Consider the following 15,753-nt stretch of genomic DNA (forward strand, 5'->3'; position numbering starts at 1 on the left):
CGCGAGACAGGCTACCTCCTAGCAAACGTTTTGCCCATACCGTCCGGCGAATGATCCGCGAGGTCCGCCACGGGCGGTCCCTCGGCGTCCCGATACGTGCGCGCGACCAGTGCGGCGCGCAGATACCAGAGGCCGCTCGGCTGCGAGGGATCCAGTCCGGTGAGCTGACCGATCCGTTTGAGCCGATAGTCGACGGTATTGGTGTGCACCTGCAACTGCCTGGCGGTGCGGCGGCGGGACAGGCCCGTGGCCATGTGCCGCCGCAGGGTCTCGAGCAGATCCGGGTGGTCGTCGAGCGGATCCAGCAGTGTCCCCAGCCGTTCCAAACCCGGTCCGGGACGGGTCAATTGATATTCCATCGCCAGATCCGCGAAGCGGTACAGCCCGGGCGGGCTGGCCAGCCGCAGCACGGTGTCGAGCAGTTCGTGCACGCGGTCGGCGGCCGCGGAGATCTCCTCGGTGGGCGTCGCGAGCGCGGTGGCGGTGAGCCCGACCTGCGCCGCCTCGGACAGTTCGGCGATCAGCTCGTCGAGTTCGTCCTCGCCGAACATCGCCTCCGGGACCAGGATCGTGCCGCCGTCCACGCTGAGCAACGACAGCACCCGCCCGCCGCTGCGATTGGCCAGTGCGGTCTGCAACCGGCGCAGTTTGCGGCGCGCCACCACTTTCCCGTCCACGTTGGGATGGGATTCGTCGGGGTGCGGCGGAATGCTCATCGCCACCACGACATACGCGGGTTCGATCTCGATCCCGCTCGCCCGGGCCATCGTCGAGGTGGGGTGCCCGGCCAGCAGCGCCGAGACCAGCGTGTGCACCGCGGTGTGGTGTTCGGTGACCGCGGCCTGATGTTCGCGCACATAGGCGAGCGCGACCGCGGGGGTGATGGTGTCGAGAATCCGCAGCAGCAACTGCGCCGGATTCTCGGGCCGCTGCTTCGGATCGGTCTGGGTGAGCAGCAGATCGAAGGCCAGCCGGAATCCCTCGTGCACCGCGTGGTGGACGGTATCGATCGGAATGCCCTCGCGTGCCCAGTTCGCGGCCGCGCGCTGCAGGCGCCCGACCTTCTCGTCCGGCTGCCGGCCCTCGAGGATGTCGACGGTCAGTTCCAGGCAGACCCTGGTCACCGCGGTGATGTCGCCGTGCAGGGCGTCGCCGGGCAGTGTGGAGCACGGGGCCACATGTTCGGCGAAATGCCCGACCAGTTGGCGGGAGAGCACCCGGACGTCGTGGCGGGGGCGGGCGTTCATCGTCGTACTACCTTCTCACTGCTCAGGAGGTGACCGGCCGGGCGGGCGCCGGACGCAATCGATGGGCGACCAGCGCCGCGGACAGCAATCGCGATCCGTTCGGATCGCTCGGGTCGACGCCGGTGAGTTTCTCTATGCGGCGCAGCCGATAGCTGAAAGTGTTGGGGTGGATGTGGATTTCGGCGGCGGCGGCCTTCCGATCGGAGCCGTGGCGCAGATGCGCGTCGAGCGTCTCCATGAGATGCGGTGCCCGGCGCAGCGGTTCGATCCGTTCGGCCAGCCGGTCACGAGCCACCCCGGGCCGCGTGAGCTGATACTCCAGCAGCAGATCGTCGAGTCGGTACATCCCGGTCGGCCGCCCCGACATACGTGCCAGCTGGGCCACCTCCGCGGCCTGATGCGCCGCTTCCGGCACGGATTCACGCCTGGTGCACGGGGTTTCGGCGACGAGGACATCGGCGCCGAACTGTTCGGCGAGTTCGGTTGCCAACTCCGCGCCGGCGCTCTCCGGCCACTCGCGAACGCCGGGGAGCAGCACGACCGCGGTGTCCCCGTCGAAGGTGTGCAGCGCGGTCGGCCCCGCCACCCGATCCAGAACGCGCTGCAGGATGCGGATGCGGCGGCGGACAACGAGATTCGCGGCCGCGGCGGGTTGCGGATCGGTGCGCACCTGGACGGCCAGCACCGAATACCGTTCGGCCAGCGCGGTATCGGCGCGCGCCGCCTGCTCCTCGGCGGGCTGTCCGCCCACCAGCGCCGCGCACAGGGCGCGCTTGGCCTCCCGTTCCGGATGGTAGATCGAGTGTTCGACCGCCGCATAGCCCTCGACCGTGATCAGGTTGATGTGCATGAGCAATTCGAGTGTGCGCGAACCGAACTCGATCAGCTGGTCGACATCCGCGGGCTCACTCAGCGCCACCGCCTCCTGCAGTACCTGCTGGGCGGAGCGGTGGACCGCCTCCATCAGCAGCGGCAGCGGCAGCCGATCCTCCGCATGCCGCTCGATCACCGGTTGCACGAAGGCGGCGACCTCGTCACGGGTGAATTCCCGCTGCTGCGCCATGGCGTGCAGGAAGGCGTGCGCACATCCGTAGATGGCCGGGAGCACCTCGACGAAATGGTCCGCGGGCAGATCTGCGGCCGATGCGGACGTACCCAGTCCGGAGGCCAGGACGCGTTCGGCGAACTGCGGCAGGCGCTCGAGGATGCGCACGGCGAGACTCGAGGGCGCGGAATTCACGGCAACCGGCATGCGCCGATTGTCGCGGGCCACATGGATTGCGGCAAGAGGTCGCGGCGCCGCGACCGGAATTCGTTTCCGGCCACAAATCCCGCCAGCGGATCTGTGTATCCGAGTGCAGTGACTTTCCCGCCGCTGCCGATGAGGCTGAATGTGGGCCGCCGAAAACGATTTCCGGTGTGCCGGCAGGGAAGGCAGCAATGAAGCTTCGACATCGAATCCCGGCGCTCGCCGCGCTGATCTGCGCGGCCGTCATCGGTTCCGGAACCGCGACCGCGGCGCCGCCGGACACCCCGGAAACGCAGCTGGCCGATCTGATCGCCGCGGGTCTGCATCCCGCCGCGGACGGCGATGTGCCGCAGCCGATCCTGGACACCGGCAGCAGTTCCGGTTCCGGCGGCCGGGTCGGCAGCCACGCGAGCGAAGCGGTGGGGGAAGGTCCCGAAATGACCTCCTACCTGGCCGCATTCGGATACGGGCTCACGCATCCGGATGCCGCCCCGCCGGGCGCGAATCGCTGGGATTGTGTACCGAGCGCCGACCATCCGAAGCCGATCGTGCTGGTGCACGGCACCTGGCTCAACGCCTACGACAGTTTCGCTTATATGGCGCCGAAACTCGCGCGGGCCGGCTTTTGTATTTTCGCTTTCAATTACGGACGGTCCGGTCTTCTCGACGGCGGTGGTCTCGGTGCGGTACTTCCCGGACGTTATGCGGTCGGGCCGATCGAGGATTCGGCGTGGCAACTGGCCGCCTTCGTCGACCGGGTTCGGGCTACCACACATTCCGATCGCGTCGACATCGTCGCGCATTCCCAGGGGGCGCCGGTAGCCGATCAATATCTGAAATTCGACGGCGGCGCCGAAAAGGTCGGACAGCTGGTCAGTTTCGGCGGCACCCATCACGGAACGACATTGCTGGGCATGGCCACACTGGGGCGGATCATCACGAATCTGGGTATCGATATCCTCGGCTTCTACCGTCCGCTGGTCGGCCCCGCGAATATTCAGCAGGCCGTCGGCTCGCCGTTTCTGAACCAGCTCAACCTCGCCGGCGACACCGTGCCCGGCGTGGCGTACACCGTGGTGGCCTCCCGCTACGACGAGGTCATGAATCCGGTGGAACTGGCACTTCTGCGTGCCGGTCCGGATGCCACCGTCGACGACATCACCGTGCAGGACGGCTGCGAACAGGATCTGTCCGATCACCTGACGATGATGTATTCCCCGCGGGCGCTCTCGATCGCGCTGCACGCTCTCGATCCGCAGCGGTATCCGACACTGAGCTGCAGCTTCAACCCGTGGCTGGTCGGCGGCGGGGGTGGATTGTGAGCGGCCGGCGGCCGCAGCCGCCGCGCCCGGACGCCGACCCCTTCCATCGGGCTCCGGAAGGTTTCGAGGCGCAGCCGGCGGGCGCCATCCTGCGCAGCCGGGTCGTGGAGCTGGCGGCCTTCGGTGTCGTGCCACTGCGAATGTCGGTCTGGCAGCTGCTCTATCGCACGAGCGATCTGAACGGGACGGCCGAGGCTGCGGTGACCACGGTGCTGCTGCCCCGGGACTGTGCGCCCGGGCGGCCGCTGGTCTCCTTCCACTGTGCGATCGATGCCGTTGCACCGCAGTGCTTTCCGTCCTACGCGCTGCGGCGCGGCGCCCGGGCGATCGGAGCGATTCCGCAGCTCGAACTTCCCTTGATCGCGGCGGCGCTGGATCGGGGGTGGGTGGTCTCGGTGCCCGACCACGGGGGTAGTGAGGGCCGCTTCGGGGTGGCGCGGGAGCCGGGACACCGCGCGCTGGACGGTATCCGGGCGGCGCTGAATTTCGTTCCACTGGGCTTGAATTCTGGCACACCGATCGCCCTGTGGGGATATTCCGGCGGCGGCCTCGCCACCGCCTGGGCGGCCGAGCTCGCGGAAACCCATGCGCCCGAACTGAATATCGTCGGCGCCGTGGCCGGCTCACCGGTCGGGGATCCCGGGGCGGCGTTCGAGCGCCTGAACGGCACGGTATTCGCCGGATTCGCCATGGTCTTCACGGCGGGGCTGCGTCGCGGCTATCCGGATCTGGATACCGCGCTGCGGGCGGCGCTGCAGCCTCGTTATCTGGCGATGCTGGCCGAAGCCGAAGTGTCGGCGACCTTTCCGCTGCTGGCCCGGCTCGCCCGCCGCGACGTCGGGCGCTACGCCGCGGGCGGACTGCCCGGTCTGCTGGATACCGCGGCACTGCGCACGGTTCTCGCGGATATCCTCCCCGGCCGCCGGGCGCCGCGCATGCCCATGCTGATCGTGCAGGGTGTCCACGACGAGGTGATCGCCGTCGACGACGTCGATGCCCTCGTGCGGCGCTACGAAGCGGCCGGGGCGGATATCGGCTATCTGCGCGACCGGCTCAGCGCGCATCTGCCGCTGGAATTCCTAGCCATCCCGGTGATGGTCGACTGGCTCGCCGACCGGTTCGCCGGACGTCCGACGACTCCCGGGACGCGCACGGTGTGGTCGGTCGCGGGGACCCGGCGCGCGCTGGCGGGGCACCGGCGACTGGCCGCGTTGAGCGTGCGGCTGCTGACCGGGCGTCCGATCCGGGGTGCGGCTCCGGCCGACGCGGCCGAGGGTGTCGAGGTCGGTGCGGCTCGCTCCCGGCCCGCCTCGGTCGCGCGGAGCGGCCGGTCGCGACCATGATCGTCGGCGGACCGGTCAGTTGACCTGGAACCGCAGGTGGCGGCCGCTTTCGCGAATGCGGTGTGTCCGGCTGCGGGCGAGGCGGCCGGTGCGGTTCAATTGGATCTGTTTGACGAGTTGTCACTGCATGCTCTGCGCTCCAACCGGCATCACCTCAGTACCGGCATCACCTCAGCATCCGAGAGGACAACGAACGTGAGCATGGTTCTCGCCGTACACGATATGTACACCACCGTGCTGGCTCAGGTCGGCAACCCCACGCCGGAAACTCCGCCGGCCGCGGACAAACTGCTGAAGCTGGTCCGCTACTTCACCTGGTTCGTCCTGCTGTCCGGCGTCACCGCCATCACCTACGGTGGCGGCCGCTTCGCCTGGGAGAAGTGGAACGGCGGCGGGCTGGAGTCGCCGAAGATGGTGGCCGGCGCGATGATCGGCGGTGGCGTCGCGACCAGTGCGGGCACCATCATGAACGCCGTCATCGGCAGCTGACCGCCCCCACCCACGCGGGCGTGCCGGATAGCCGGCACACCCGCATGCGTGTGGTTTCCGAGCTCGTCCGCGAGCCACCGTCGAACCCGCGAGCCGAACGGCCGGTGAGCCGAACGGCGCGACCGCGGGCGATCAGTTCTGCCCGAGCATCCCGCGCATCTGCTGAATCTCGGCCTGCTGCGCGGTGAGGATGTTGTGCGCCAGCGCCTTCGCGTCGGCATTCGTGCCGTCGGCGAGCTCGGTATTCGCCATATCCACCGCGCCCTGATGGTGCGCGATCATCATCTGCAGCCACATCCGGTCGAAATCGGCGCCGGAGGCGTTGCGCAGCTGTGTCATCTGCTCGGACGTCATCACGCCGTTCATCGGATGGTTCATGGTCGCCTGCGGAGCGGGCTTGCCGAAACTGTGCAGCAGCGCGGCGAACTGCTCCATCTCCGGGGCCTGCGCTTTTTCCACATTCGCGGCCAGGGTGATCAATTCCTGATTCTGCGACCGGCCGGGCACCAGCCTCGCCATCTCCACCGCCTGCGCGTGATGCGGATACATCATCGTCAGGAAGCTGACGTCGGCGTCGTTGTAGTCGGTGCGGGTCGCGGTGGACGGTGCGCTGTTGTGATTCATCCCGGGCATGTCGGCCATCGGCGAATGCGACGACGTGGCCGAGGGCGAGGGGTTCGAATCGCCGGAGTTGTCGCTGCTGCAACCGGCGACGATCAGGGCAGCTGCAGCGAGGGCGGCGGCCGGCAGCATGCGGAGACGAGAAGTGAACATGATTGTGCTCCTGGGGAATTGCGATGGGCGAGGACCTGTCGGGCCGGTATCCGCGCGCGTTCGCACGCCGATCCGGCGGGCCGGTCAGATCCGCAGAATCGCCAATTCGGCCAGGGAGAGCACGGTCCACGGCGGTGGTCGCGTGCGGCGGCGCAGCTCGAAGCGCGCGAGGCGCCCGGCGCCGAGTATCCGAGCGGCGCCGAGCCAGGCGATCACCGCCAGGCCGAGGGCCAGCGCAAGGGTCACCAGCACGAAAACGCAGGCGTGCATACCGGCGTGGGTGGTGCAGCCGTCACAGTCGGAACCCTCGGCGACCGCGGGCGTGCGCATCGGCGCGGCCTGCGATCGGTCCGCGGCCGGGGCTTGCTCGTTTCGGGCGGCCGCCGCCGCGACTCCTCCGGGTGCTGTGACGGCCGGGAAGTGGCTGCCGTGCGGCATCGGCGAAATACCCGGGGCGGCAAGCGAATTCGCGACAGCGGGCGAAGCTACCGCCGGCTCGACGGCGGCGCCCATCGCGTGCCCGGTGGAGAAGACCACCGCGTGCATGACGGCGACGCCGATCAGCAGGGTCAGCACACCGAGCACCCGGACGAATCCGGGCGCGCGACGGAGGCGACCCATGGCGAGCACGGCCCCATTCTACGCATCCCTCAGTTACCCCCGGGCGGTATGAGTGGCGAAGATCATCCGGTCGCGATGTCCACGACCAATCGCACGGGCCGGTCCAGGGCGGTCACCGAGAACGGCGGCCGGTCGGCGTTCACGCCGATGAACGATTGTGTGGTGCCTTCGTAATCCTGGGCCCCGTAGACACCGGCGATGCCCGGCGCGCTCGGATCGGTGGCCGGGTTCGGGCCGCTGTAGGGCGCCACCCCGCTGTCCCAGGGATAGGCGGTGCCCAGGATCTGCACCTCGAGGATGGAGATGCCGGCGATCTGCAGTTCCCGGCCGCTGCCGTTCTGCACCGCGCGATCGGTGTATCGCACATTCCATCCGGGCGCCCCGCCGGTGCCGCCGAACTGGTACACCACCCGGTCGTAACCGTCGTGGTGGCCGATGCGCACATCGGTCACGGTGAGCCGGGTGTCGGTGGCCGGGTCGGCCTGCTGCGGTGAGGTTCCCGAGGGCGGCGCCTGATCGGGTTCCGTGGTCGCCGTGACCGCCCCGGTCGTGGGCGGCATCGGCGTTCGAGTGGCCGGAGTGGAGTCGCCGTCCGAGCAACCCGCCAGCAGTACGAGCCCGGCGACCATCGTCAATGCCAGCCTGTTACGCATGGGGCCGATGGTATGCCGTCGGGCGCCAGGGGTCGTGGTGACGACACGGCAACGGTCTAGCACACTGTAGGAATGCTGGAGGTCGACGACATACTGAGCCGATTGCGGCGCTATCCGGATGTGGAAGCGGTGAACCTCTACGCCGTCGACGCGGCGGACCGACTGATCCTCGACACGGCCGCGGATGTGCTCGCGGCGGCCGGACCGGGGCGGGTCGCGGTGATCGACGACTGTTACGGCGCACTGACTCTCGGCGCGGCGGCCGCGCACGATGTGCGCGACATCCGCGTCCACCAGGATCTGCTGACCGGTGAACAGGCGCTGGCCAACAATGCCCGCGCGATGGATCTGGCCGACCGCTACACCTCGCACGATCTCGGCCCGGAACTGCTCGAGGGGGTCGGCGTCGTGCTGTTGCGATTACCCCGCATGCTGTCCGGGCTCGCCGAGATCGCCGAGACGATTGCGCGATACGCCGATCCGGAGGTCACCGTGATCGCCGGGGGGCGCGACAAGTATCTGACGCCGGCGATGAACGACGTACTGGCGGAATACTTTTCGAGTGTGCAGGCCAGCCGGGGCCGGCAGAAGTCGCGGACGATCACGGCGACCGGGCCGAAAACGCCGGGAGCGCCGCAGTTTCCGCTGCGTGACCACCTCGACGAACTCGCCCTGCAGGTGGTGGCGCACGGTGCGGCCTTCTCCGGGCCGCGGCTCGATATCGGCACCCGCTTCCTGCTCGAACACCTCGATCGGATGAAACCCGACGCGCGCGAGGCGATCGATCTCGGCTGCGGCACCGGCATACTCGCCACGGCCCTGGCCAAGGCGCGCCCGCACATCACGGTGGTCGGAACCGATCAGTCCGCGGCCGCGGTCGCCTCGGCCCGGGCCACCGCCGCCGCGAACGGCGTCGGCGATCGGGTGACCGTGGTCCGCGACGACGCGATGGCGGCGGTGGGCGACCACAGCGCCGATCTGGTGCTGTGCAACCCCCCTTTCCATGTCGGCGCCGCGGTGCACACCGGCTCGGCGATCAAGATGTTCTCCGAAACCGGGCGGGTGCTGCGCCCGGGCGGGGAGCTGTGGACCGTATACAACAGCCATCTCAACTATCGCGGCGTCATGGACCGCCTGGTCGGCAAGACCGATGTGGTCGGGCGTAATCGCAAATTCACCGTGACTCGGTCCGTGTGTGGCCTGCACACCGCCCGGGGGGAGTAGATTACGGGCAGTACAGTCTGATATGTCCGATTTGATGTCCGGTTCGGGAACTTGCTCCCGGAGCGGATCGTTGGATACTCAGACGGACACGACGGACGTGGACCGCTACTTCGGAAAGGCACGGGACCTTGCGCACCACAAGTAACCCGATCTTCAAAAATTTGCCGCAACAACAGGGCGGTGGATACGCGGGATTCGGTTCGGCGGCAGCGGGCGCCGGGCAGTTCGCGCAGTACGGACAGCAGAGCCCGTACGGTGTCCAGCAGCCGTATCAGCAGGCGCCGGCCACCCGGCCGATGACGATCGACGATGTCGTCACCAAGACCGGCATCACCCTCGGCGTCGTCACCATCGCCGCGATCATCGCCTACGGTGCGACCGCGGCCAACCACGCGCTGGCCCCGCTGTTCGTGATCGTCGGTGGTCTGGTCGGCTTCGTGCTGGTCATGGTCGCCACCTTCGGCCGCAAGCAGGACAACAAGGCCATCGTGCTGAGCTACGCGGCCGCCGAAGGCTTCTTCCTGGGCGCGCTGTCGTTCATGTTCACCAATGTGGAATTCGGTGGCGTCGGTGGCGGCGGTCTGATCGCCCAGGCGGTACTGGGCACCTTCGGTGTGTTCTTCGGCATGCTCGTGGTCTACAAGACCGGAGCCATCCGGGTCACCCCGCGCTTCACCCGCATGCTCGTCGGCGCCATGATCGGTGTGATCGTCCTCATGCTGGGCAACCTGATCGCCGCCTTCTTCACCCCCGGCGGCTTCGGCCTGCGCGACGGCGGCACCGTGGCGATCATCTTCAGCCTGGTCTGCATCGCGATCGCGGCCTTCAGCTTCCTGCTCGACTTCGACGCCGCCGACCAGCTGATCCGCGCCGGTGCGCCGGAGAAGGCCGCGTGGGGCGTCGCCCTGGGCCTGACCGTCACCCTGGTCTGGCTGTACCTGGAGATCCTGCGCCTGCTGAGTTATCTGCAGAACGACTGATCCCGCGCCCGACAGCGGCCCGAACACCGACGAGGTGGCTGCCACACCGGCAGCCACCTCGTCGCGTTTCGGAGGTGTCGGAGATCTCCGCGCGCCGGCCGTGCGCCGCGGCGACATTCAGGCGAGCAGTTCGGCCGGGAGCACATCGGTGGCGACGTGGTCGTCACCGCAGTGATCGGCCAGAACCGCGACTCCGCCCGCGTTGTTCAGTCGCAGCGGCAGGATCTCCAGATATTCCGGCGAGGCGTACCAGGCTTGTGCCGCCTCGTAATCCGGGAATTCGATGACGATCGCGACGGCATCCGTGGGGCCTTCGGCGACCAGCTGCCGTCCGCCGTGCACGATGAACTTCCCGCCGAACGGCGCCAGCGTCCCGTCGATCCGGCGCAGATACTCCACGATCTCGGCGTTGACATCCACATCGTGCAGGTGGGCCACAGCGTAGGCAGGCATCTCGAACTCCTCGAACCGAGTTGTGTTGACGCCATTGATATTTCCGCGCCGGAGGCCGGAGAACGATTACCCGCCAGGTAATGCGTGCCGAATCCGGGCCGCCGGGCCAAAACGCGAATCGGCCGGTCCCCACCTTTCGGTGCGGACCGGCCGACTGATTTCGTGAGAACATGGGTAACTCATCGGGCACGCCCAGAGGCCACCTCAGCACTCACCGCCGCCCCGCAACGCAAATCTCGCGGCACCCACTCGTCCGCTGAATTGTCGGAGAGGCGGGGGAGATCAGCTCAGGCGCTCGATGACCATGGCCATGCCCTGGCCACCGCCGACACACATGGTCTCCAGACCGAACTGCTTGTCGTGGGTCTGCAGGTTGTTGATCAGGGTGGCGGTGATGCGCGCGCCGGTCATGCCGAACGGGTGGCCGAGGGCGATGGCACCGCCGGAGACGTTCAGCTTGTCCAGGTCCATGTTCAGCTCACGAGCCGAGCCCAGCACCTGCACGGCGAAGGCCTCGTTGATCTCGTAGAGGTCGATGTCGTCGATGGTCTTGCCGGCGATCTTCAGCGCCTTGCGCACGGCCTCGATCGGGCCCAGGCCCATGATCTCCGGCGACAGACCGGACACACCGGTGGACACGATGCGCGCCAGCGGGGTCAGGCCCAGCTCCTTGGCCTTGGTGTCGCTCATGATGACCAGCGCCGCGGCACCGTCGTTGAGCGGGCAGGCGTTACCGGCGGTGACGGTGCCGTCGGGACGGAAGACCGGCTTGAGCTGCGAGATCTTCTCGTAGGTGGTGCCGGGGCGCGGGCCGTCGTCGGTGGAGACGACGGTGCCGTCGGGCAGCGTCACCGGGGTGATCTCACGTTCGAAGAAGCCGGCCTTGATGGCCTCCTCGGCGCGGTTCTGCGAGCGCACGCCCCAGTGGTCCTGGTCCTCGCGGGAGATGCCGGTGAACTGGGCGACGTTCTCGGCGGTCTGGCCCATCGCGATGTAGACGTCGGGCAGATCGCCACCCTCGCGCGGGTCGGTCCAGCCGCCGGAGCCGCCCTCGGCGCGCTTGACGGTACGGGCCTCGGCCTCGGCGAACTTCTCGTTGTGGGTGTCCGGCCAGCCGTCGGAGGTGCCCTTCGGGAACCGCGACACGGTCTCGACACCGGCGGAGATGAACACGTCGCCCTCACCGGCCTTGATGGCGTGCAGCGCCATCCGGGTGGTCTGCAGCGACGACGAGCAGTACCGGTTCAGGGTCACGCCGGGCAGGAAGTCGTAGCCGAGCTGGGTGGCGACCACCTTGGCCATGTTGAATCCGGCCTCGCCGCCGGGCTGTCCGCAGCCGAGCATCAGATCGTCGATGTCGGCGGGGTTCAGCGCCGGAACCTTGTCCAGGGCAGCGCGGACCATCTGGGTGGCGAGGTCGTCGGGACGCATGGTCACCAGCGAACCCTTGCCTGCGCGGCCGATGGGGGAGCGGGCGAACGAAACGATGACGGCCTCTGGCATGAGGACTCCTTATATCGAGGTCGCCGAATCGGTCAGCCGACCGTTTCGGTACAGGGGTACGACAAATTCAACCCCGAATCTACGTCGCCGCCGTGTGGCTCGGAACACCCGGTCGGGACTGATCCCGTTCATCGAGTTCGCGCAGCAGTGCCGGGAGCAGATGCCGGGCCGCCAACGCGTACCCGGCCGGCGAGGGATGGAACCCGTCGGCGGAGAAGAGCACCTCCGGGGTGCTGCGGAAGTCGTGGCCGAGCAGATCGCCCATCGCGACGGGGGTGCCACCGGCCGAACGGACCGCACCGACCTGGGCTCGGGCCAGCCGCGCGCTCCAGCGGTGCACGACCGTGCTCAACGGCTGCGGGATCGCGGCCACGGTGCCGAGATCCGGGCAGGTACCCACCACCACGACGGCGCCCGCCTCGTGCAGGCGTCCGACCGCGTGCCGCAGCCGCTGCGCCGAACGCCAGATCGAATGTTTCTTGGTGACGTCGTTGGCGCCGACCAGGATCACCGCGGCGTCCGGCGGCGGGCCCGCGATGAACATGGCGTCGACCTGTCCGGCCAGCCCCTTCGAGGTGGCTCCGGATATCGCCTTGGTACTCAAGCGAATTCGCCATCCGGTGGCATCGGCCAGACCGCGGGCCACCAGGACGCCGGGTACCTGTTCGGCGTCGGCGCAGCCCACTCCGGCGGCGGTCGAATCGCCGAAGATCATCAGATGCAGGTCGAACGGCACGCCCGCGCGCCACGGTTGCGGGGCCCCGCACTCGCGGGTGTACACCCCGTCGGCCTCCGGAGGCTTGGAGGTGTCGCGGCCTATCACGGTGCGCGCCGCGCGGGCCTGTGACATCAGCAGGCGGTAGGTCGCCCAGCCCGCGGTGCCCGCCCCCGAGCCGACCGCCACCCCGGCGGCCGCGCTCGCCGCGACGGTTCGCCACGTCCTGGAAGCCACCCGCCAACCTCCCGTCTCGCGTCCGACGCTGTCACCGACCGGACCCTCCGCGGCGGGCTCCGCGCCCGCGGCGGTGCGAATCCGGTGTGGCCGCAGGGGGCGCTCCCGGTCCGGTCCTACCGATTATGCGGCGCGTGTGACGCGCCGACCAGGGACGGGTCCGGTGCGGGTCAGAAAACGTCGAATGCGCCGTGTGCGGGAATGTTGAGGTTGTTGGTGGTGACCGTGACCTCGATATGACCCGGTCCGGTGTTCTGGAACTCCGCGTACAGGATGCTGCCGTAGATACCGGAGACGACGTTCAACCGGTACTCGCCGGCCGCCCCGGTGTTGGTGTTGCGCCACGCGACCGTGGTGTCGACGTTGCACAGCGGGGCCAGCGGATACTGTCCCGGGCCCACACCCTGGATCGCCAGGGCCTGGACGTTGAACACCGCCCGCCCCGGCCAGTCGGGACTGGTATCGACCCAGGTCCGGATATTGCCCCCGCACAATCCGCCGTAGAACACACTCGGCGTTTGGGGGAATTCGACGGTCTGTGCGCTGGCCGAGGCGGACGCGATGGTGGTCACGGCCCCGACGGTCGCGGCCACGACGGCGGCGGCGCGAGCTGTCTTCGGCATCCTCACGCCCCGCATACTAACCGCAGCCCTATCGCCTCGCTGGATCAAACGCAGCGCTCGCCGTACCAAACGCAAGTCGTCCGCCCGGCTCTGCGACGATGTAGCTATGCGTATCGCGAACCACGTCGTCGACCTGATCGGAAATACCCCGCTCGTTCGGTTGAACTCTGTGGTGGGCCCGAACTCCGGGGTGGTGGCCGCGAAGATCGAATATCTCAACCCGGGCGGCAGCTCCAAGGACCGCATCGCGGTGAAGATGATCGACGCCGCCGAGGAGCAGGGATTGCTGAAGCCGGGCGGGACCATCGTGGAGCCGACCTCCGGTAACACCGGGGTGGGGCTGGCCCTGGTCGCCCAGCAGCGCGGTTACAAATGCGTCTTCGTCTGCCCGGACAAGGTCAGCGAGGACAAGCGCAACGTGTTGCGCGCCTACGGCGCCGAGGTGGTCGTCTGCCCGACCGCGGTGCCGCCGGAGCATCCGGACAGCTACTACAGCGTCTCGGACCGCCTCACCCGTGAGATCCCGGGTGCGTGGAAGCCCGACCAGTACTCCAACCCGGGCGGCCCGGCCAGCCACTACGAGACCACTGGTCCCGAGATCTGGCGCGACACCGAGGGTACGGTCACCCATTTCGTGGCCGGTGTGGGCACCGGCGGCACCATCACCGGTGCGGGCCGGTATCTGAAAGAGGTGTCCGGCGGCAAGGTCAAGGTCATCGGCGCCGATCCGGAGGGGTCGGTCTATTCCGGCGGCACCGGCCGGCCGTATCTGGTCGAGGGCGTCGGCGAGGATTTCTGGCCCTCGGCCTACGACCCGTCGGTGCCCGACGAGATCATCGCCGTCTCCGACGCCGACAGCTTCGAGATGACCCGCCGCCTCGCGCGCGAGGAGGGGCTGCTGGTGGGCGGTTCCTGCGGTATGGCGGTGGTCGCGGCGCTGCGGGTGGCCGAGCGCGATCCGGACGCGGTCGTGGTGGTGCTGCTGCCCGACGGTGGCCGCGGTTACCTGTCGAAGATCTTCAACGACAACTGGATGAGCTCCTACGGCTTCCTGCAGACCCGGCTCGACGGCAGCACCACCGAGCCGACGGTCGGCGACGTCCTGCGCGGCAAGTCCGGCGCGCTGCCGGATCTGGTGCACACCCATCCGCAGGAGACGCTGCGCGACGCGATCGAGATTCTGCGCGAATACGGGGTCTCGCAAATGCCGGTGGTCGGCGCCGAACCGCCCGTGATGGCCGGCGAGGTGGCCGGCAGCGTCACCGAGCGCGATCTGCTGTCGGCGGTGTTCGAGGGCCGGGCGCATCTCACCGATCCAGTGTCGAAGCATATGAGCCCGTCGTTCCCGCTGATCGGGTCCGGCGAGCCGGTGTCGGCGGCGACCAAGGCGCTGGAATCCACCGACGCGCTGATGGTCGTCGAGGACGGCAAGCCGATCGGCGTCATCACCCGCCATGATCTGCTCGGCTTCCTCAGCGGGGCGGGTCTGCCCACACACTGATCCCGTTCGGCAGCCAACTGCCGAGTTCGCCCAACAGCACAGTTCGCCACGATCACCCGGCCGCGCACGCGAGCCGGGTGATCGCGTTTCCACGTGCCCCGGGGCGCGGGCGCCGGATCTGCCGGCCGTTCACCGTGCCGCGCCGCCCGCGGACTCCCTCCGAGGGCAACCGATCGGTCCGCAAACCTTGACTATCGACTGCATCACGGCGGGGGTTACCAAGCGTTATCGATCGTTACCGAACAGTTGCCAAAGGCTCAAAAAAGCGGACAAAACACCCTCAAACGCAACGACACGCGTTATTTTTCTGTGATGCGCAGCACGTGCCCGTGAGGCATGGATTCCCAGGTCAGCGCTATATAGCAAGTCGCAATCGATGCGAAACGCGAGTAGGCGCACCGTCTGTTCATTTTCAGTTCAGTTTACGTTTACCTACCGCAACCATCCTGTGACCTCGTTGGTTGTCAGACGCGAGTCTGAGTCAGTAGCCGGATCGTCATCCGAAAAAAGCATGCAGTGCGCGAGGTGAGTCCCACAGGGGCCCGCCCTGGTCCAGTGCTGCCTGCCGCAGGCCACCGAGGCCGACACACAGTAGGGAAGAACATCGAATGTCGAAGACCACGACAAGCAGTAGAGCCAAGGCGGTCGCGCGTACCGCCGGATCAGCCACCCTGGCCCTCGCCGCTTTCGCCGCCATCACCTCCGCCGGTGGCCACAAGACCGACGATGTGAAGCCGGCCGCGTTGGCATCCACGCTGATCGCCGCCGCCGAGAAGACCCAGCCCACCGCTGCCGCCGAGCCCATCGCCGCGGCCGCCC

15 protein-coding genes and 1 pseudogene are annotated in these 15,753 nt (G+C 68.3%); 7 read left to right on the forward strand and 9 right to left on the reverse strand.

Annotation, left to right across the window (positions count from 1 at the left end; all coding sequences use genetic code 11):
- Positions 1-11: 11 nt before the first annotated feature.
- Both NN2_RS01030 and NN2_RS01035 read right to left on the reverse strand, forming a co-directional pair.
- The gene (locus NN2_RS01030; RefSeq protein ID WP_063009409.1) at positions 12-1,247 is read right to left on the reverse strand and encodes a PucR family transcriptional regulator; all 1,236 of its coding nucleotides are present in this window, start codon (positions 1,245-1,247) and stop codon (positions 12-14) included.
- Positions 1,248-1,269: 22 nt separating this feature from the next.
- Positions 1,270-2,499, reverse strand: coding sequence for a PucR family transcriptional regulator (locus tag NN2_RS01035; RefSeq protein WP_063009476.1), 1,230 nt, complete (start codon positions 2,497-2,499; stop codon positions 1,270-1,272).
- 188 nt (positions 2,500-2,687) lie between these two features.
- On the opposite strand from NN2_RS01035, the gene NN2_RS36845 reads away from it, so the two are divergent.
- The 3 genes from NN2_RS36845 (at position 2,688) to NN2_RS01050 (ending at position 5,650) form a co-directional block, all read left to right on the forward strand.
- On the forward strand, positions 2,688-3,818 hold the full coding sequence (locus NN2_RS36845; RefSeq protein WP_063009411.1) for an esterase/lipase family protein: 1,131 nt from the start codon (positions 2,688-2,690) through the stop codon (positions 3,816-3,818).
- Complete coding sequence (locus NN2_RS36850) at positions 3,815-5,161, forward strand: lipase family protein (RefSeq protein ID WP_063910624.1); 1,347 nt, start codon at positions 3,815-3,817, stop codon at positions 5,159-5,161. Before NN2_RS36845 ends, NN2_RS36850 begins: the two co-directional genes overlap by 4 nt.
- A 201-nt stretch (positions 5,162-5,362) precedes the next feature.
- Positions 5,363-5,650, forward strand: coding sequence for a hypothetical protein (locus tag NN2_RS01050; RefSeq protein WP_030518181.1), 288 nt, complete (start codon positions 5,363-5,365; stop codon positions 5,648-5,650).
- A gap of 132 nt (positions 5,651-5,782) precedes the next feature.
- Here NN2_RS01050 and NN2_RS01055 read toward each other — a convergent pair whose 3' ends face one another.
- The 3 genes from NN2_RS01055 to NN2_RS01065 all read right to left on the reverse strand — a co-directional run bounded on the left by NN2_RS01055 (position 5,783) and on the right by NN2_RS01065 (position 7,698).
- Positions 5,783-6,424: a DUF305 domain-containing protein gene (locus tag NN2_RS01055; RefSeq protein ID WP_063009413.1), complete on the reverse strand. Its 642-nt coding sequence runs from the start codon at positions 6,422-6,424 to the stop codon at positions 5,783-5,785.
- Between the two features lie 84 nt (positions 6,425-6,508).
- Positions 6,509-7,045, reverse strand: coding sequence for a DUF6153 family protein (locus tag NN2_RS01060; RefSeq protein ID WP_369604051.1), 537 nt, complete (start codon positions 7,043-7,045; stop codon positions 6,509-6,511).
- 62 nt (positions 7,046-7,107) lie between these two features.
- Positions 7,108-7,698, reverse strand: a complete 591-nt coding sequence (locus NN2_RS01065) for an AMIN-like domain-containing (lipo)protein (protein WP_063009417.1) — start codon at positions 7,696-7,698, stop codon at positions 7,108-7,110.
- Between the two features lie 72 nt (positions 7,699-7,770).
- On the opposite strand from NN2_RS01065, the gene NN2_RS01070 reads away from it, so the two are divergent.
- A complete protein-coding gene (locus NN2_RS01070; protein ID WP_063009419.1) occupies positions 7,771-8,922 on the forward strand; it encodes a class I SAM-dependent methyltransferase in 1,152 nt (383 codons plus the stop codon).
- A 128-nt stretch (positions 8,923-9,050) separates the two neighbouring features.
- Positions 9,051-9,902 carry a Bax inhibitor-1/YccA family protein gene (locus NN2_RS01075; RefSeq protein ID WP_030518176.1) on the forward strand — a complete coding sequence of 284 codons (852 nt, stop codon included), beginning with the start codon at positions 9,051-9,053 and terminating at the stop codon, positions 9,900-9,902.
- Between the two features lie 117 nt (positions 9,903-10,019).
- Here the strand turns inward: NN2_RS01075 and NN2_RS01080 are convergent, their stop codons facing one another.
- The 4 genes from NN2_RS01080 to NN2_RS01095 all read right to left on the reverse strand — a co-directional run bounded on the left by NN2_RS01080 (position 10,020) and on the right by NN2_RS01095 (position 13,433).
- Positions 10,020-10,355 (reverse strand): DUF1330 domain-containing protein, encoded by a 336-nt coding sequence (locus NN2_RS01080; protein ID WP_063009421.1) that lies wholly within the window; start codon positions 10,353-10,355, stop codon positions 10,020-10,022.
- A 282-nt stretch (positions 10,356-10,637) separates the two neighbouring features.
- On the reverse strand, positions 10,638-11,858 hold the full coding sequence (locus NN2_RS01085) for an acetyl-CoA C-acetyltransferase (RefSeq protein ID WP_063009423.1): 1,221 nt from the start codon (positions 11,856-11,858) through the stop codon (positions 10,638-10,640).
- A 79-nt stretch (positions 11,859-11,937) separates the two neighbouring features.
- Complete coding sequence (locus tag NN2_RS01090; RefSeq protein ID WP_063009425.1) at positions 11,938-12,810, reverse strand: SGNH/GDSL hydrolase family protein; 873 nt, start codon at positions 12,808-12,810, stop codon at positions 11,938-11,940.
- A gap of 170 nt (positions 12,811-12,980) precedes the next feature.
- On the reverse strand, positions 12,981-13,433 hold the full coding sequence (locus tag NN2_RS01095) for a hypothetical protein (RefSeq protein WP_227462953.1): 453 nt from the start codon (positions 13,431-13,433) through the stop codon (positions 12,981-12,983).
- 106 nt (positions 13,434-13,539) lie between these two features.
- Between NN2_RS01095 and NN2_RS01100 the strand changes: the two genes are divergently transcribed.
- Together NN2_RS01100 and NN2_RS01105 are read left to right on the forward strand one after the other, a co-directional pair.
- On the forward strand, positions 13,540-14,934 hold the full coding sequence (locus NN2_RS01100) for a cystathionine beta-synthase (RefSeq protein ID WP_030518171.1): 1,395 nt from the start codon (positions 13,540-13,542) through the stop codon (positions 14,932-14,934).
- Positions 14,935-15,542: 608 nt separating this feature from the next.
- Positions 15,543-15,753, forward strand: a pseudogene (locus tag NN2_RS01105) (transglycosylase SLT domain-containing protein); the annotation flags it as partial.

Source organism: Nocardia nova NBRC 15556, from assembly GCF_001613005.1.
In the GTDB taxonomy this organism is placed as follows: Bacteria; Actinomycetota; Actinomycetes; order Mycobacteriales; family Mycobacteriaceae; genus Nocardia; species Nocardia nova.